We start from the raw sequence: 16,789 nt of genomic DNA, 5'->3' as shown, positions 1-16,789 counted from the left end.
AAGGAACAAAGGAATCCGAGGTCGACATGGCAAAGGCAAAGGCACAGACCAAGACAAAGGACAGTCTCGCCGCCTACCGCGCCAAGCGCGACTTCGCGCGCACGGCCGAACCGTCCGGAGCGACACAACCTGCCGCCGGCAACGGCTTTGTCGTCCAGAAACATGCCGCATCCCGTCTGCACTATGATTTTCGCCTTGAGCTGGACGGCGTCCTGCTCAGCTGGGCTGTGACGCGTGGGCCAAGTGCCAATCCGGATGACAAAAGGCTGGCCGTGCGGACCGAGGACCATCCGCTTGACTACGCCCGGTTCGAGGGCACCATTTCCAAGGGCGAGTATGGTGGGGGCACTGTCATGCTGGGGGACAACGGAACATGGGAAACGATCGCCGGCAAGAAACCGCGCGAGACCCTGCCGCAGGGCCATCTTCATTTCATCCTTCACGGGCGCCGGATGCAGGGCGAATGGATCCTGTTTCGTATGAAGCCGCGCGGCAAGGAAAAGGGCGAGAACTGGATATTGCGCAAGGTCAACGACGCCTTTGCCGGCGGCTCAGACGATCTGGTCGGGCTCCATCTGACCAGCATCGAGAGCGGACGCACAATGGAAGAGATCGCGGCCGGCAAGCCGGTTGCAAGATCAAAAGCCAAGCCATCGCCAGCGGCCTCCGTCCCCGCAAAGGCGCAAGCCAAAACTCCACCCAAGGCGCCAAAGCGGAAGAAGGGTGGCGGTATCCTGCCGCCGTTCCAGCCTGTGCAATTGGCGGCTCTCGTCGATCATGTGCCGCCGGGCGATCGCTGGCTGCATGAGCTCAAATATGACGGATACCGCACGCTGCTCGCCATCGGCAATGGCGAGGGTCGCGCCTATACGCGTTCGGGTTTGGATTGGTCGGACCGCTTCGCCGGGCTGATCGGCGACGCCGTCACGCTCGACGCAGCCAGTGCCTTGATCGATGGCGAAGCGATCGTGATCCTGCCGGACGGACGCACCAGCTTCCAGGCTTTGCAGGCAGCGCTCAAAAGCGACCCCAATGCGGTCGATTATTTTGCATTCGACCTGCTCGAGCTCAACGGCGTAGATCTGACGCAGCGGCCCTTGCTGGAGCGCAAAGCGCTGCTCGCCGCGCTGATCGGCGAGGGCCAAGGCCACTTGCGCTATTCCGACCATATCATCGGGCGCGGCGAACAGCTTTTCAACAGCTTCTGTGGTGCGGGACTGGAGGGCGTCATCTCGAAACGCACCGACGCGCGTTACTCTGGCTCGCGTTCGGGGACCTGGGTCAAGACCAAGTGTATCCGCCGCCAGGAGTTCGTCGTCGTCGGATGGACACCGTCGGACAAGCAGCGCGGCTTTCGCGCTTTGCTGCTGGGCGTGAACGAGAAGGGTGTGCTGCGATACGCAGGCAAGGTTGGAACGGGGTTCACCGGCGACGAGATCGAGCGTCTGATGGCCTTGATGACGCCGCTCGAACAAAAGAGCGCAACCGTGAAGGCACCCCCTGCGGCAGTGCGCGGTGCCCACTGGGTCAAGCCGAAGCTCGTTGCCGAGGTCGCCTTCATCGAGTTCACCGACAAGGCGTGTTGCGCCATTCGAGTTATCTGGGGCTGCGAGAGGACAAGAAGCCCGAAGCAGTGGTGATCGAGATCGAAGCGCCGGTCGGCGATCTGACCGTTCCGAATGCCAAGAGCACCGTCACGATCAGTAACCGCGAGCGCGTAATCTTCCCAGAGGGCAAGCTCACCAAAGGTCAACTCGCCGACAATTATGAAGCCGTTGCGGAGATTATGCTGCCCTGGACCGGCAGCCGCCCGATCAGCCTCGTGCGTTGTCCGCAAGGGCGCGACAAAAAATGCTTCTTCCAGAAGCATGATGCCGGCAGCTTCGGCGACGAGGTCAAACATGTCGCGATCCGCGAGAAGGATGGGCATGACGAACCCTATCTGTTCGTGGACACGCCCGCCGGACTTCTGACCTGTGTTCAGATGGGCACGATCGAGTTCCATGGCTGGGGCGTCCGGATCGAGGACGTCGAGAAGGCAGACCGACTGGTTTTCGATCTTGATCCGGACGAGGGTCTGGAGTTCAAGGATGTCGTCTCCGCTGCCTTCCATCTTCAGGACGTGCTCGGCCAGATGGGGCTTACGACCTTTCCGATGGCGACCGGCGGTAAGGGCGTTCATGTCATCGCGCCACTGATGCCGACCGCCGAGTGGCCTGTGGTCAAGGATTTTGCGCATCGTTTCGCCATGGCCATGGCGCAGGCCGCCCCCGACAGCTTCACCGCAGCGCTCGCCAAGGCAAAACGTACCGGTCGCATCTTCATCGACTATCTTCGCAATCAGCGCGGTGCCACTGCGGTTATGCCGTACAGCGCGCGTTCGCGGCCCTTCGCGCCGATTGCCGTGCCGCTCAGTTGGGAAGATTTGCGCGATCTCGACAGTCCGGCCCATTGGCATATCGGCGATGCCGCCGAGATGGTGCGACGAGCACGGTCCAGGGCACTCGCACACTGGGGCCACGCCGACCAGATACTCCCGGATTTGTGAAGATCGCCACTTACAATGTGAACGGCGTCAACGGCCGTCTGCCGGTCCTCGATCGCTGGCTGGCCGAGGCCGAGCCGGACATAGTCATGCTTCAGGAACTGAAGGCGCCGCAGGAGAAGTTTCCGCAAAGCGCTTTTCGCGAGCTTGGCTATCAGGCGATCTGGCATGGCCAGAAGAGCTGGAACGGCGTCGCCATCCTCAGCCGTATCGGCGAAATTCATTAGACCCGCCGCGGATTGCCGGATGACCCCGACAGCAGCCAGAGCCGGTATATCGAAGCCGCGGTTAACGGCGTGCTCGTCGCCGGCCTTTACCTTCCGAATGGCAATCCGCGTCCCGGGCCGAAGTTTGATTACAAACTGCGCTGGTTCGACCGGCTCATCGATAATGCTGCGGAACTGTTGCAAACCGGAGCTCCGGTGATTCTGCTCGGCGATTTCAACGTCATGCCGACCGAGCGCGACGTCTATAAGCCCGAACGCTGGCTCGACGATGCCTTATTCGCGCCCGAAGTCCGGGCGGCCTTTTCCCGGCTTCTCGATCAGGGCTGGACGGATGCGCTTCGGAAGATTCATCCGGACCAGAAAATCTACACCTTCTGGGATTATTTTCGGAACGCCTATGGCCGAAACGCCGGCCTGCGCATTGACCATCTGTTGCTTAGTCCGCTCCTGCGTGACCGGCTCGTCGATGCCCAGGTGGATGCTCATGTGCGGGGTTGGGAGAAGTCGAGCGACCATGCGCCCGTCTGGGTGGAGCTTTCCGACAAAAAGGTCGCACGCCGCACTCGACGGCCGTGATGCGACACCAAAGGAGCGTTGCCCGTGGGACCAACCATCTGCACGCAAGCTATCGCCGTGACCAGCAACGTTGAAGGCAAATTATTTGAGCTGGCTATCCTTGCTGCCCCGGCGATTTATGCCGACAGAACGTAGAGTAGCGTCACGTATCGACTGGCACGCAACGCAGGTACGGGTGCCGGGCAACGCCTGCCGCCGGCGCTCGGGTATGTCCTCGCCGCAGTCGTCGCAATACTCTGCGCTCTCGCCAGCGGGCATCATAGTTCGCGCGCGCTGTACAGCGTCCCTGACCGTATCGTCTATCTGATCCTGCACCGCGCCGTCGCGCGCCCAGCCATTCGCCATCGCTTTGACCTCCAGATTCTAAAATGGAGTTACGGTGCCCTGGGTTCCAGGTGAGAGAACGGCAGGCTGGATCATGGGCTCTTCTTGCATCTACGGAGAGCGAGCATGGCTGATCGAAAGCTGCTCGATGTCGGCACAAACAAAAGTCAGGGAGGTCGGCGTTGAGAAACGCGCGAAAAACCCCTGCGTCCAAGCCGGGTTGGCGTTTTGCATCATCATCTCTTGGCTGCTGGACACATAGCTCGCTTGCCGGCCGACGGAACATAGAGGGCAGTATCGCAAGCTGCACCCGTACCGTCTGGAATGTTTCAACAGATCATACCACTGGAACTCTTTGGGTCCGGCGTGAGCTTATTGCACAGGGGATACAGCAAACGCACGCAGCTGAACTCGGATTTCGAGCGTTATCAGGTGCCCTTCGCGTTTCCGATTTTCATATTTAGTGATGGAGCTGCTTTTGGAAGATCTAGCCGGTTGGATCGCGCCCGCCGCTACGATGATCGCTGCAATGATGACTGCGGCCAATCTTGGCGCGCGTGTGACGGGCTGGGGTTTTGTCGTTTTCACCGTCGGTTCGATCGCCTGGTCTGTTGTCGGGCTTTCGTCACAGCAAACCAATCTCATCGCTAGCAATGGCTTCCTTACACTCGTCAATCTCATTGGTATCCGGCGCTGGCTAGGCAGGCAGCGAGCCTATGAGGATGGCGGTAAGTCCGCCACCGAAGCAAGTCGGCGCTCCCGATTTCCGACCCTGTTCACTGCGACCGGCATCGCCGGCATGCCTGTCCTTCTCCGCGATGGAAAGGCGATCGGCAAGGCGGTCGAAGCCCTCCTCTCCTGCGAGAGCGGCAGCGTCAGCTATATTGTCGTGGCTTCGAGCGGGATTGGGGGTCTTGGCGAAGAATTGCGAGCCATCGATCGGTGTGAGATAGATTTCGCCCGCGACCAGCTGAATCTGAAGGGATCGCGCGCCTGGTTCGAAAGTCTACCCACATTGGTGGAAGGGGAATGGCCAGCATCCCCGAATGGACTGGCCTAGATCCGCTGACTGTTCCAGGTGAAAAATCTCGGAAGCGGCTCAATCATCTCGAGGAATGTGTCTCCTGCCGCTCGGTGAGCCACTGGACAAAACTATCATTGCCCTGCACTCGCGCAAGGATCGCTGCGTCGTTCCCAGCAAGATCCACTGCGTTGATATCGGCGCCGGCGCCAAGCAAAAGTTCGACGACCTCTCGCCGGTCAAACAGGGCGCTCATCATGAGCGCGGTCTGTCCCGCAGCGTTGCGCAGGTTCGGGTCCGCACCGGCGGCGAGCAGTTGGTCGGCGATGGGCAGATGTCCTTTGAAAGCGACCCCCATCAGCGGGCTGCCGCTTGCCGTCGCGCCGTTCGGATCGGCGCCGCGATCCAACAGCAGCGCGGCGGTCTTTTCGAAACCATGATAGGTCGCGAGGACCAGGGCGGTGTGCCCCTTCGCACCGACACCCTCGATATCGGCAACCGCCTCCAGCAGGACCGGTATCACGTCGTCGCGCCCCAGCCTGGCAGCGTCGAACAGCAGTTCCTGCACCCGTTCGGGCGAAGGGAGCGGCGGCAGTGGACGAGGACATTGGAGTTAGACCGCCTTTCTGAAGTGATCGGATGCACATCAGTGCGTGTGTCATGCAAAGGAATCACGCCGACGAAACCCATACTGCTGGATATTGTTCTCCTTAACGATAGGAGAGCGCGATGACGTCGAGCCAGAGTTTCAAACCCACGCTGAGGATGGCGTCTGCTGCGCGACGCGGGCTACGCCTCCGCGGGAAGTTCGACTGAGGCGGAACCCAAGTGGGTGTCGCTCGGGCGCATCAACTTGCCGAGCGCCGCGACCTGAGCGAAGCCGATGTGAGGGCGATGCACAGCTTCTTCGCACGGCATGCCGTGGACAAGGACGGCAAAACCCACAAATAGAATTCGGACAGCGACCCATCAGCCGGCTTCATCGCCTGGTTGCTCTGGGGTGGTGACGCGGGCAAAGAGTGGGCCGATCGCAAGGCGAAGGCGCTCAACCGTTAGGAGAGCGGCGAGGTTGCTCCATTATTCTCCGGGCGCGTGCAACCTTGGTTCGATCGGCACAGCCGCTGGGCAGTACCGGTGGGCCACCTGATACCCGGCATTCGCACTCCGATCTCGATTCCCGCCGGGATATTCGAGATGGGTCTTGCAAGCTTTGTTCTGCTTACGGCCGCCGGGGCTGGCGTCTAGACGAGTGCGCTTGGCCATGCGGGATATATCCTCGGACGCCGCTTAGATGCGGTCGACCGCAATCTCGGACCTGCGAGCACGGCGATCATGGTCGCGGTCTTGCTTTTCTACCTCTACCGCGTTGCGACTTTTCGTGGAGAAAGCGGCACCTGACTGGCGGCTTCGCCTGATTGGGTAGGTGAGGCGTCTGAGTGGTCTCCCTAGAAACGGCCTTGGTCTCGCTCACGCGCTCTCGCGCGCTAGGCATTCCGGTTCGGCCCGCTCGCCCAGTAGAGATGGCACGGCGGGATGTTCCACCATTCGTAGGCGTCGCGCAGGTCGGAGAAATGCCGCTCAATGAGGGGCCTGATAGCCGTGCGCATCTGATAGGCCGCAAGCTGCCCGGAAGGTTTGAGCGCCAAAGCGGTCTCCCGCATGATCGCATCGCCTTCAGCGGGCCCGAGCGTCGAGAACGGCAAGCCGGTCACGACAAAGTCGGCCTGGCCGAGGCCATGGCGGCCAAGGTGATGGTTCACCTGCGCCGCTGATCCTTCGACAACGATCAGCCGGTGGTCGTCGCAGTCCGAGCGCAGGCTCCTGGCGAACTCTGCGCCGGTCTCGATCGCCATGAGCCGCGCGTCGGGGCACATGCGCCGGAGTATCTCGAAGGTGAAGCGACCGCTTCCTGGGCCATATTCGATCAACAGTGCGATCTTTGACCAGTCGAGCGGTCCAAGTAAATGATCGACCATCTTCATGCTCGCGGGAAAGGCCGATCCGACAGCGCCGGGGTTTCGCAAGAATTCCGACAAAGCAACCCAGCCTGTGTCTTTCATCGGCCTCTCCTTCGATGGAGAAACCGCTGTGCGCCCTTTTGGCTTCAGGGCATTTTCCGGCCAGCAACATTCCGCTTCCAAATCGATGGCCTGCGCCCAGCTTCAACTGGATCGCGCCTTGCCTCGCAGATATACAGTCGCGGGCATCAGGAGCTTAAGGCATTGGACTCAACCGGAACCGAGGCGAAGACTATCGACGACCTGCAGGCTATCGTCGCGCGCTCGCGTCTGGACGCAGACCGCCTCAAGCTCGCACTTGCAGCCGGCGCTATCGTCGGAACCTGGTTCTGGGATGTACCCGCCGACCGCTTCACGGTCGATGAGCCTTTTGCCGAGGCGTTCGGTCTTGACCCCGCCTTGAGGCGGGACGGTCTCGGTCTCGAGAAGATCGTCGAGACCGTCCATCCCGAGGATCGCGCCAGCCTGATCGCCGCCATTGAAGAGGCGCTCGCGAGGGGTGGCCGCTATGCTCATCAATACCGCGTCTGTCGCACCGATGGCCAGTATCACTGGATCGAGGCCAACGGACACGTCGTCCATGATGAAGGCGGCAAGCCCATAAGCTTTCCCGGCGTGATTATCGATATCGGAGAACGTCGCCGTATCGAGGCTGAACGCGACAGCGCGCGGGCGCTGCTGACCAATTTCGTCGATGCCATGCCCGGCGTCGTCTACGCCAAGGATCGCGAAGGCCGGCTGATGATCGGCAACCATGGTACGAGCGAACTCATCGGCAAGGCACCCGAGGATTTTATCGGCCGCACGGACCTGGAGGTGCTGGAGGACAAACAGCAGGCCGCCATGGTAATGGCGACCGATCAGCGGATCATGGCCAGCGGCCGTTCCGAACAGGTCGAGGAGGATGTGAATTTTCCCGATGGCCGGCGTGCCATCTGGCTGTCGACCAAATCACCGCTGCGGGATGCCGATGGTGCGGTGGTGGGCCTTGTCGGAACCTCGCTCGATATCACCGAACGAAAGGCCATTGAGGCCAGCCACCGCGAGATTGAGGAACGCTACCGGCTCGCCATCGGTGCTACGAGTGACGTCATCTGGGACTGGCGTCTCGCCGACGGCCACGTCGTCTGGAACGAGGCGCTGGCGACGCGCTTCGGGCATGCACTGGAGCAGACAAGCGCGCAGTGGTGGCTCGACCACATCCACCCCGAAGACCGCGCGCGGATCGAGGCCACCATCCATGCGGTGATCGATCATAGCGGCACCGGCTGGACCGACGAATATCGCTTCCAGCGTGCTGACGGCAGCTACGCATTCGTGCTCGATCGCGGGGCCGTGCTGCGCAGTGACGATGGCGCTCCCGTGCGCATGATCGGCGCGATGCTCGATCAGACCGAGCGCAAGGCGGCAGAGGCCGCGCTCGCCGAAAGTGAAGAGCGGCTTCGTCTCGCGACCGAAGCCTCCGATGTCGGCCTCTGGGACGTCGACATCATAAAAGATGTGTTGATCTGGCCGGCCCGCACCAAGGGCATGTTTGGCATTTCGCCCGATGTGCCGGTGTCCATGCGCGACTTCTATGCGGGACTGCATCCCGACGATCTGCAAGCGACCAGCGCGGCATTCGCGGCTGCCGCCGATCCTGATCAGCGCGCGCTCTACGATGTGGAATATCGAACCGTCGCGTGGTCGGCGTTGCGATCGACGTCACGACGCGCAAGGCTGATGAGGCCCAACTCTTAGACCTTAACGAACGGCTCGAACTGCGCGTTGCCGAGGAGGTCGCCGAGCGGACAAGAGCCGAGGATGCGCTACGCCAGAGCCAGAAGATGGAAGCCGTCGGTCAACTCACCGGCGGTATCGCGCACGACTTCAACAATATGCTTGCCGTCGTCGTCGGGTCGCTGGACCTGTTGACCCGGCGCATGGGAGACGCCGATCCCAGGGCCCGGCGCTATGTCGACGCGGCGATGGATGGCGCGCGGCGCGCGGCTCAACTCACCCAGCGCCTTCTCGCTTTCTCGCGCCAGCAGCCCCTCAAGCCCGAGGCGTTAGACGTGAACAAGCTGGTTGCCGGCATGTCCGATCTGCTTCGCCATACGCTTCCTGATATTCAGCCCGAGACCGTGCTGGCTGGCGGGCTTTGGCGGACTTTCGCCGATCCCAACCAACTCGAGAATGTCATTCTGAACCTCGCGGTCAATGCGCGAGATGCCATGGCCGATGGCGGGAAGCTGACAATCGAAACCGCCAATTGCCATCTCGACGCTCGCTACGCGGCCGGCCATCTCGGCGTGCCGGCCGGGCAATATGTGATGATCGCTGTGAGCGACACCGGCAGCGGCATGCCCGAGGAAGTCATTGCCAAGGCGTTCGACCCCTTCTTCACCACCAAGGAGGTTGGGCGCGGCACCGGCCTTGGCCTCAGCCAGGTCTACGGGTTCGTCAAACAGTCGGGCGGACATGTGAAGATCTATTCCGAGGTCGGCCAGGGGACCACGGTGAAGGTGTATCTGCCCCGTCTCATGGGCGCAGTTGATGAAGTGGATAGCGCCCAGACGGACGACGCGCTGCCGTTGGGCGAGAGTCAGGAAGTGATCCTCGTTGTCGAGGATGAGCCGGGTGTGCGCCAGTTCTCGGTCGATGCTCTGAGTGAGCTTGGCTACCGGGTGCTCGAGGCCGATGGGGCGGCAGCCGCACTCAAGCTGATCGACGCCCATCCCGAAATCGCGCTGATGTTCACCGATGTTGTCATGCCCGAGGTGAATGGCCGTAAGCTTGCAGACGAGGCACGCCAGCGGCGTCCCGACCTCAAGGTTCTCTTCACCACCGGCTATACCCGCAACGCCGTAGTCCATAACGGTGTGCTCGATCCAGGCGTGCATCTGATTGGCAAGCCCTTCACGGTCGAGGAACTGGCGACGGCTGTGCGTCTCGTGATCGAAGGAGAGATCGAATAGACTTAGTGCGCGCGTGCCTTCTCAACCGCTGCTTGCCCTACGAGCGCAGATTTCGCGTGGGCCGACTGTCCTAGGGCATCGCAGGAGCAGCGTGAGTTTGTCGAGAGTCGACGTCGCGTGAATGTCGGCCATCCACAAGGCGCGGCTCCCGATCGGACATTCCTCCATCGGCCAGCCGTGGGCATGCCGAATGATGAAGCAGACCAACTGGGTTTGGGCGCATGAAATTGGCTGGTGAAAGGCTGAATAGGGTCGATCCGTCCGTCCCGTGCGCCAACCGTCCATCGTCCCGATGAGGAACCGCAGCGGCTTTCTGAGTTTAATTAGTCAGGTGGCCGACCGGCGCCGCAGATTCATGGAGTGATAAGACATGACACTCGAAGGCAGGAACATTGCCATTCTTATCGCCCCTCGTGGGACCGAGGAGCCCGAATTCGTCCAGCCCAGGCGGGCGATCGAGCAGGCAGGCGGCATAGTGACGGTTATCGGTCTCGAACCGGGCGAGGCCAAAACCAACAACGGCGATCTGGACCCGGGTGGCAGCTACGACGTCGACAGGACGGTAGCGGACGTCAGCGCCGAAGAATTCGATGGCTTAATCATTCCTGGAGGTACGGTGGGCGCGGACAAGTTGCGTGCCGATGGTCAGGCTGTAGACTTCGTCAGCGCTTTCTTTCAGCAAAAGAAGCCCGTGGGCGCGATCTGCCACGGCCCCTGGCTCCTTGTTGAAGCAGACGTGGTCGAGGACCGCGAACTCACTTCCTATCCTTCGATCCGGACTGATATCGAGAACGCAGGTGGCAATTGGACGGATCAGGAGGTGGTCGTCGATCAGGGTCTCGTCACCAGCCGCAATCCCCACGACCTGCCTGCCTTTTGCGCCAAGCTCGTCGAAGAATTCGCCGAAGGGCGCCACGCGGACGCATGACCCATACGATTGAGTGGGCCGGAAAACGAATTTTCCTTTGCTAGGACCGAGAATTTTGCTGCCGACCGCTCAAGTTGGCGCGGGGCCACGCGCCAGCCCTTTAAGTCGCGCGGTTTCCCATCATCTCGCCGAGCTGCACACTCCGTTCCGGCGCCCACTCTTTGTTGAAGACAATGCCGGTTTGCCTGAAAAGCATCACAATGGTTGAGCCCAGCAGAAAACGGCCCATTTCTTCACCCTGCTTTAAGCAAAGACGATGGTCAGGGTACGTCCAGTCGGACGGCTTTTTGGTGCGTTTCGCATTGACCACGCCGTGCCATGTCGTTGCAATGCTGCCAACGATTGTGGCGCCCACCAGAACCATGGCAAACGTGCCATGCGCCGCAGATTCGAAGACACACACTACCCGCTCATTGCGGGCGAACAGATTGGGCACGCGCCTTGCGGTGACCGGATTCACGGAGAAAAGAGCGCCCGGCACGTATATCATCCGCGTCAGTATACCATCACAGGGCATGTGCACTCGGTGATAGTCGCTCGGCGATAAATACAGGTTAGCGAAACCGCCATGGCGGAACTTGGCCGCAAGCTGCATATCGCCGCCGACCAAATCTGTGACGGTGAAGCGATGCCCTTTGGCTTGAAGGATGTGATGGTCGTCAATGTCACCGAACTGGCTGATCGCGCCGTCCACTGGGCAGATGAAGTCGGCACGGGCCAATGGTCGCGCGCCGATCCTGAGCGGCCGGGTGAAAAAGTCATTGAAGCTTTTATAGCTTGCAATGTCTGCATCTGCGGCTTCGGTCATATTCACGCCATATCGTTTGATGAACCACCGGACCAAGCGGGTCGTAAGTGAGCCGCCTTTTGCGCCTGCGATGCGACCGGCCAGACTGGTCAGGGGCTGCTTGGGAAGGATATGTTGCAGCAAGGCTTGCAGACGTTCGGACAAGGTGGACCTCGAAATAATGGCGACAGTTCAGTGGTCTGTCTCAAGATGCGCCAGCCCCTAGCCGATTGACCGGGGAGACCCTTCATAACCTACGTTTAACGTCTGCATTTGGCCGCAGAAATTCGACCAACGAGCATCTGTGAAGAGTCGCAGGTGGAATACTGTAAAACTCGTTCCTTCGGTAGCGTAACCGGGTCTAAATCCGCTGTAGAGCCCTGTCGAGCCTCCACCGGCGTCAGTGCTCGAAGCCGTCCGCGTCCGTCTTTGAGTTGCCTACTGCGTCATCTCGACCGGGCGTACGGCGGTCAGAGATCAACCCTTCGTCGTGCAATCCTTTGCGCGGTGGATCTAACGAGGAGTTTGCCTTCGGTTCTTCTTCGGTCGCAGGCGAAAAGGGCTTCGCCTCCACGCCTGCACGCCCGTGCTTTAGGTCGAGTTCGCTGGCACTTTGAGCGTCAACGCGCTCAATCGTCGGACCACCGTCCTGCTCGTCGTCTGGGCGGGGCCCTTCTGGTCCCACTGATGTGGTATGTTCCATGTCCGTCTCCTTTCAGAAAAGGAAAGCCGGCATAGACACGAGGTTCCAATGCCAGGCTTCACGCGCATTTCAGGAAAGAGGGCGACACAAGAACCGGCGCTAGAAGCAAACTCAGGACAGCGAAATGTCAGACAACGAGCAGGCCGTGGTCGCTTCCCTCTACGGCCATGGAATTTTAAAAGCCGGCTGCTGATCCTTGTGGCAGCAATTAAATCATGTCCGGCGAACCTCGACCATACTCGGCGGTTGAAGGACATTGGTTCGAAAAGGAAATGCGATAGTGTGCGATCCGCGCAGCGGCCAGGCCGGCCTACTCCACGCCTACAGCGACGGCGATGTCACACTTCATGGCGAAATTTTTCCTCCCGTCGGCGCAGGCAATGGCCGCGCAGCCCTGATCGTCCATGAAGCCGATGGCATCGGTGGGAATGTTCGGCGCCATGCCCGCATACTTGCAGAGCTGGCTTACTTCGCGTTTGCGGCGGACATGCACGGCGCGGGTGCGGTCCTGGAAGGTGAAGCGATCCACGACGCACTTAAGCGCTTCCGCGCCGAGCCCGACAGACTGCGCAGCCGAGTCCAAGCCGCGCTCGCTGCACTCAGCGACATTTCGGGACTGGAGCCTGAAGACATGGTTGGGCTGGGGTATTGCTTCGGTGGCTTTTGTGTCCTTGAGCTCGCTCGTAGCGGCGTGCCGGTTCGCGCGGTCGCAAGCTTTCACGGCCTGCTGAACACTTCTCGACCTGCGTCGCGCGACACGCTAAAAGCGCGGATCGCGGTGTTCACGGGAGGGCTCGATCCGCTTGTGCCGCCTGACCATATCGCGGCTTTTCAGGCGGAAATGCCCCTGGCAGCAGCAGACTGGCAGCTGGGTATCTATGGCCGTGCCCTCCATAGCTTTACTAACAGCACCGTCGATGCGCTTGGCGATCCGACAATGGGATATCACGCCGAAGCGGATGAGAGCTCATGGGCCGCGATGCTGCGGTTCTTCGACATTTCGTTCAAACGCTCCGATAGGGGTGACGTCGACCGAAGGGTGGCTTGACGGGCTGTCAGGATTGCCCCGCTGAATGCATCAGACCGGGAATGAGCGGAAGCAGGTCGCTGGCAAGGAAGCCGAGGGGCGCAATTGTTTCGGCACACCGGCGTCCGGCCTCGCCATGGAGCCAAACCGCCCACAGCGCTGCGGCTAACGGCTCGCAACCGCGGGCAAGCAACCCTCCTGCGATGCCGGCGAGCACGTCGCCCGATCCGCTTGTCGCAAGCCCGATCGTACCTCCATTGAAATGGTAAATCGTTCCTGAGGGATCTGCGATGGTTGTGCATGAACCTTTGAGGACCACAACGGCATTGAACTTCCGGGCAGCCAACATGGCGATCGAAGCGGCGTCAGATGCAATATCTTTCGGGTCAATCCCGAGCATTGCGGCGATCTCGCCGGGATGAGGGGTCAAGAGGGCAGGACGCATGCGTCTCCTCATCCGGTCCGCGTGCTGCGCAAGTGACATGAGCGCCGCGGCATCGATCACAAGGCGATGGTCGAGCGTGACGACGTCCAGAAGCGTATCGACAAGACGTGACGCGTGATTACGACACGACATGGCTGGACCGACCACGATTGCGTCGCACTTCTCTACGAGCGATGTGATTTCGGACGCAGCAGCGTCGATTTCCCCGGACGCGCTGGCGGGCAGGGCTGCAATGGCCGCCTCTGGAAAAAGCGTCCCGATCATATGAGCTATCGGCGCGACAGTCGCGATCCTTACCTTGCCAGCGCCCGCACGCAAGGCGGCCTCCGCCGTGAGGCGCACGCCCCCGGCCACCTCGAGACACCCGCCAATGACGGTTACCCTGCCTCGGGAGTTCTTGTCGACCTCACCCGTGGGCTCCGGCAACTGATGCTCTCGCAGACACGCGCGATCCAGCGCCGGAGGAACGGCTGTCCCCATGTCAGCCACGCGCACCGGCTATTAAGTCTGGTTCCCGCGTTGTTGCCGTACCTTCCCGCTTGAGAGGCGCCGTGACATTGTATCGCTGCAGGCTGAGGCGATCATCCGCCGGCTCAAGGTTGTACTGGGTGATGCTGCAATTGGCGACATCGCCAAGCGCGTCGATCTCCAGTATTTCCGCTTCGGACAAATTCTCCAGGACATAGCGCATGCATAACACCACGACCTGGTGCGCAACGATCATTACGCGCTTGCCTGCATAGTGCAAGGATACTGTATCCATCAAAGCGCGCAGGCGGAAAACGACATCCACCCAGCTTTCGCCGCCCGGCGGGCGATGATAGAATTTTCCAAGAACCTGCCGAAAATGAGCCTGCTCGGGCTGGAGTTCGCGAATTCCGGCGCTCGTCAATCCGTCAAGGATACCGAACTCCTTCTCGCGGAGCCGCTCGTCCAGGCAAACGCGCAGGTCCGCCGAACATCCGCCCGCCTCGCGGAAAAGCTCAGCCGATTGGACCGCGCGAAGATAGGGACTGGAGAGCATCACTTCCGGCCGCTGACCTTCAAGTCCGTCCGCGAACCAGTGGCCCAGCGCGCGGGCCTGCTCTTCGCCTAGCCTCGATAAAGGCATATCTACGTCGCGATGCTCGAGCGCGATACGGGCATGTCCCTGGGCATGAGCTTCATCGCGCGCCACATTACCGGCGCTCTGGCCATGACGTACCAGCCATAAGGTGCTCGGCCACCGGTGTGATGCTGACATAGGTGCCATGGGGTCAGGCTCCTCAGGCCGCAAGGCTGCGATCAGTTCCGTTTGCCCAAAGTTTCAAGCGGTACCGCTCGAAGCACATCTTGCCACACAAAAGCCGGATCAGCGCGCCTTCCGCGATCGCCGCTGCGCGGTTGCCATCTTCGGATATGAGTGGTCGCAGCGCTTCCTGGTTCCAGGTCTGGCTATGCTTCACATCGAGAACTGCGTGGAGATCGAAGTATCGCCGCTCTCGATTTGACAGGCCAATCCGCCGCAGGCCCTTTGCCACTAGCGCGGAACGGCCCGGTGCGGTCAGTTCGATCACCCCCAGCGCCCCCACAGAATGCCAGGCGTAGCGCCGTGTCGTGGCCATTGCCGTCATGGCGTTCGCAAGTGCAAGGCTTTCCGACACAGTCGATTGTATCGAAGGTTCTACATCGAGTGCTTCAGCAACGATCTGCAGCATGGGGCCATGCATACCTTTGGGATTGCCGCAGCCCATCTCGTCCCAGTAATTGCGGGCCAGCTCCATTTTCGCCTGTTCGGGAAGCTTGATCTGCGTCATCGCCACCAAGTCGTCGAAACCAGCTTCGCCCGCAGCCTCCTGCTCAAAGAACCACCTCAAATCGTCACGGGCGGCCGCTTCGGCGAGCCAGGGGAACAAGGGATCGTTCTGCCCCGGTCCGGTTTCCGCGAGGTTCTCGAACCACTCGACAAACCCGGTCGGATCAGTGGGTGCTTCCATCGCCTGCTTTTGGACCAGCCCACGCATGTGCTCGATGAATTCCCCTTCGAGCATCTGCATCCGCGCGTCGTTTTGCAGCTCTTCGCGCCAGTTCTGGCCGGGAAACTGGGGTGCAAGTCGTTTCCGATTCCAGACAGCCAGCGATTGCTGAAAGTCGTCGGAAAAGTAAGAATCGGTCGACCGATCGGATTGGGCGGCAAAGGCCAGCATCGGGCATTCCTCAATTTTATTGTGGTACGTGGGTTTCTGAAGTGACCACGAGCGAATGCGCTCACGGTCGCGGCCGAGGCGGATCCACGCCGGTTCGCGCCGATGGGGTGCGCGGATGTCGAATGGATGCGGGGCTGGATTTCTCAATTGGCCGCGCGTTGATGTACAAAATCGGGATTCCGTACCGCTTCAGATCCTCGATAAGGAGATCGCGGCAAGGGGTTCGGGGGATTTTTCCGATGAACGCCATTTCTGGGAACACGGTGCCGAACATGGCCAGCGCGTCCCACGCCGTTTTGAAATGATGGACGGTATGGCCTTCACGTTCAAGCCGCGCTCTTACGGCGTTCATTTCTTCTGGCTGCGCTGCCAGTAGAAGGACGGGTGATGGCATGACTGGACTCGGCATATTCCGATAATCCCGCTGCGCCACTGCCGGCTCCCCCATTCATCTTAATAGTGTCACCGATAAGACAAGCTGACCCGGACGAGAGACAGGATGAGCGTTGATCCATTCGCCTCATCCAGTATCGAGTGCGTCCGATAGGCTGAGCGCGATGCAGATCTTTCAGACCATCTGCTGACCTTATCTTTGGTCCTGTACCGAAAATATTGTGAGGCCGGCGGGGTTGGCGGCTACGTACGGGCGCTTGGTGACACGAAATTTGCTACATCGAGGCGCAATGATGGTGGGCCGGTGTGCGCTATGCGCATTCACCGGTTACCGGAAGGATTGGGGTGGCAGGGAAGGTTGCGCGGCCGTCTTCGCCATGTCGGCAATCGCGCGATATCTCGACCGAATTCGGTATAAGGTAAGCCCTTCTAGAAGGGAGTACGGAGGGGTTCGATCGCCGGGCAAAACCAAGAGCTAACAGCGCCAGCGTAGTGCCGCACCTTCTATGGGCATGTCTCGCTATGGTTCTTGAGAAGCGCTTTGGCTTGATACATCACGGCCTTCTCGCGGTGCGCGTACACCGCCGCAAGGCATCTCCCGCGCCTGAGCGCATCCTCGGCCTTGCGTGCCTCTTGCTTTGCTCTGCGCAGC

General features: G+C 60.7%; 12 protein-coding genes and 4 pseudogenes. 7 read left to right on the top strand and 9 right to left on the bottom strand.

What is annotated here, in order from left to right:
- Positions 1-26 precede the first annotated feature (26 nt).
- Positions 27-2,548: pseudogene (gene ligD / locus BES08_RS25795) on the top strand (DNA ligase D).
- Positions 2,545-3,348, top strand: a pseudogene (xth, locus tag BES08_RS25790) (exodeoxyribonuclease III). The pseudogenes ligD and xth overlap by 4 nt, the downstream one beginning before the upstream one ends.
- A gap of 81 nt (positions 3,349-3,429) precedes the next feature.
- Here xth and BES08_RS25785 read toward each other — a convergent pair.
- Positions 3,430-3,693, bottom strand: a complete 264-nt coding sequence (locus tag BES08_RS25785; protein ID WP_069709716.1) for a DksA/TraR family C4-type zinc finger protein — start codon at positions 3,691-3,693, stop codon at positions 3,430-3,432.
- Between the two features lie 496 nt (positions 3,694-4,189).
- Here BES08_RS25785 and BES08_RS25780 point away from each other — a divergent pair, with 496 nt between their 5' ends.
- Positions 4,190-4,732, top strand: coding sequence for a PRC-barrel domain-containing protein (locus BES08_RS25780; RefSeq protein WP_069710181.1), 543 nt, complete (start codon positions 4,190-4,192; stop codon positions 4,730-4,732).
- A gap of 43 nt (positions 4,733-4,775) precedes the next feature.
- On the opposite strand, the gene BES08_RS25775 is transcribed toward BES08_RS25780, so the two are convergent.
- Together BES08_RS25775 and BES08_RS25770 are read right to left on the bottom strand one after the other, a co-directional pair.
- On the bottom strand, positions 4,776-5,261 hold the full coding sequence (locus tag BES08_RS25775; RefSeq protein WP_231958438.1) for an ankyrin repeat domain-containing protein: 486 nt from the start codon (positions 5,259-5,261) through the stop codon (positions 4,776-4,778).
- Between the two features lie 916 nt (positions 5,262-6,177).
- Positions 6,178-6,675: a class I SAM-dependent methyltransferase gene (locus BES08_RS25770; RefSeq protein WP_231958437.1), complete on the bottom strand. Its 498-nt coding sequence runs from the start codon at positions 6,673-6,675 to the stop codon at positions 6,178-6,180.
- Between BES08_RS25770 and BES08_RS34875 the strand changes: the two are divergent.
- From BES08_RS34875 to BES08_RS25755, 3 genes and pseudogenes are all read left to right on the top strand, one after another.
- Positions 6,658-7,686 (top strand): annotated as a pseudogene (locus tag BES08_RS34875) (PAS domain-containing protein); the annotation flags it as partial. The gene BES08_RS25770 and the pseudogene BES08_RS34875 sit on opposite strands and share 18 nt — an antisense overlap.
- Before the next feature lie 123 nt (positions 7,687-7,809).
- Positions 7,810-9,665: pseudogene (locus BES08_RS34775) on the top strand (PAS domain-containing protein); the annotation flags it as partial.
- Between the two features lie 373 nt (positions 9,666-10,038).
- Positions 10,039-10,596 (top strand): type 1 glutamine amidotransferase domain-containing protein, encoded by a 558-nt coding sequence (locus tag BES08_RS25755; RefSeq protein WP_069709712.1) that lies wholly within the window; start codon positions 10,039-10,041, stop codon positions 10,594-10,596.
- Positions 10,597-10,696: 100 nt separating this feature from the next.
- Here BES08_RS25755 and asd read toward each other — a convergent pair whose 3' ends face one another.
- Both asd and BES08_RS33170 read right to left on the bottom strand, forming a co-directional pair.
- On the bottom strand, positions 10,697-11,548 hold the full coding sequence (gene asd / locus BES08_RS25750; RefSeq protein WP_069709711.1) for an archaetidylserine decarboxylase: 852 nt from the start codon (positions 11,546-11,548) through the stop codon (positions 10,697-10,699).
- Positions 11,549-11,783: 235 nt separating this feature from the next.
- On the bottom strand, positions 11,784-12,086 hold the full coding sequence (locus BES08_RS33170) for a hypothetical protein (protein WP_156799972.1): 303 nt from the start codon (positions 12,084-12,086) through the stop codon (positions 11,784-11,786).
- 280 nt (positions 12,087-12,366) lie between these two features.
- On the opposite strand from BES08_RS33170, the gene BES08_RS25740 reads away from it, so the two are divergent.
- Entirely contained in the window at positions 12,367-13,134 is a 768-nt protein-coding gene (locus BES08_RS25740; protein WP_197524528.1) for a dienelactone hydrolase family protein, read from the top strand.
- A gap of 7 nt (positions 13,135-13,141) precedes the next feature.
- Here the strand turns inward: BES08_RS25740 and BES08_RS25735 are convergent, their stop codons facing one another.
- The 4 genes from BES08_RS25735 to BES08_RS33165 all read right to left on the bottom strand — a co-directional run bounded on the left by BES08_RS25735 (position 13,142) and on the right by BES08_RS33165 (position 16,177).
- Positions 13,142-14,038 carry an NAD(P)H-hydrate dehydratase gene (locus BES08_RS25735; RefSeq protein ID WP_069709708.1) on the bottom strand — a complete coding sequence of 299 codons (897 nt, stop codon included), beginning with the start codon at positions 14,036-14,038 and terminating at the stop codon, positions 13,142-13,144.
- Between the two features lies 1 nt (position 14,039).
- Complete coding sequence (locus BES08_RS25730) at positions 14,040-14,801, bottom strand: histidine phosphatase family protein (RefSeq protein ID WP_069710180.1); 762 nt, start codon at positions 14,799-14,801, stop codon at positions 14,040-14,042.
- 22 nt (positions 14,802-14,823) lie between these two features.
- Positions 14,824-15,744: an iron-containing redox enzyme family protein gene (locus BES08_RS25725; RefSeq protein WP_069709707.1), complete on the bottom strand. Its 921-nt coding sequence runs from the start codon at positions 15,742-15,744 to the stop codon at positions 14,824-14,826.
- 61 nt (positions 15,745-15,805) lie between these two features.
- Positions 15,806-16,177, bottom strand: coding sequence for a hypothetical protein (locus tag BES08_RS33165; protein ID WP_156799971.1), 372 nt, complete (start codon positions 16,175-16,177; stop codon positions 15,806-15,808).
- Between the last annotated feature and the right edge of the window lie 612 nt (positions 16,178-16,789).

This window comes from Novosphingobium resinovorum, from assembly GCF_001742225.1.
In the GTDB taxonomy this organism is placed as follows: Bacteria; Pseudomonadota; Alphaproteobacteria; order Sphingomonadales; family Sphingomonadaceae; genus Novosphingobium; species Novosphingobium resinovorum_A.
The sequence above is the reverse complement of the archived record's forward strand: the minus strand, read 5'-3'. Positions and strand labels throughout refer to the sequence as shown.

What these genes read in the sequence shown, in the direction of transcription:
- BES08_RS25725 (WP_069709707.1), bottom strand. Translation starts at nt 15,744, where the DNA reads ATGCTGGCCTTTGCCGCCCAATCCGATCGGTCGACCGATTCTTACTTT.
- BES08_RS25785 (WP_069709716.1), bottom strand. Translation starts at nt 3,693, where the DNA reads ATGGCGAATGGCTGGGCGCGCGACGGCGCGGTGCAGGATCAGATAGAC.
- BES08_RS25735 (WP_069709708.1), bottom strand. Translation starts at nt 14,038, where the DNA reads ATGGGGACAGCCGTTCCTCCGGCGCTGGATCGCGCGTGTCTGCGAGAG.
- BES08_RS25730 (WP_069710180.1), bottom strand. Translation starts at nt 14,801, where the DNA reads ATGTCAGCATCACACCGGTGGCCGAGCACCTTATGGCTGGTACGTCAT.
- BES08_RS25770 (WP_231958437.1), bottom strand. Translation starts at nt 6,675, where the DNA reads ATGAAGATGGTCGATCATTTACTTGGACCGCTCGACTGGTCAAAGATC.
- BES08_RS25755 (WP_069709712.1), top strand. Translation starts at nt 10,039, where the DNA reads ATGACACTCGAAGGCAGGAACATTGCCATTCTTATCGCCCCTCGTGGG.
- BES08_RS33170 (WP_156799972.1), bottom strand. Translation starts at nt 12,086, where the DNA reads ATGGAACATACCACATCAGTGGGACCAGAAGGGCCCCGCCCAGACGAC.
- BES08_RS25780 (WP_069710181.1), top strand. Translation starts at nt 4,190, where the DNA reads ATGATCGCTGCAATGATGACTGCGGCCAATCTTGGCGCGCGTGTGACG.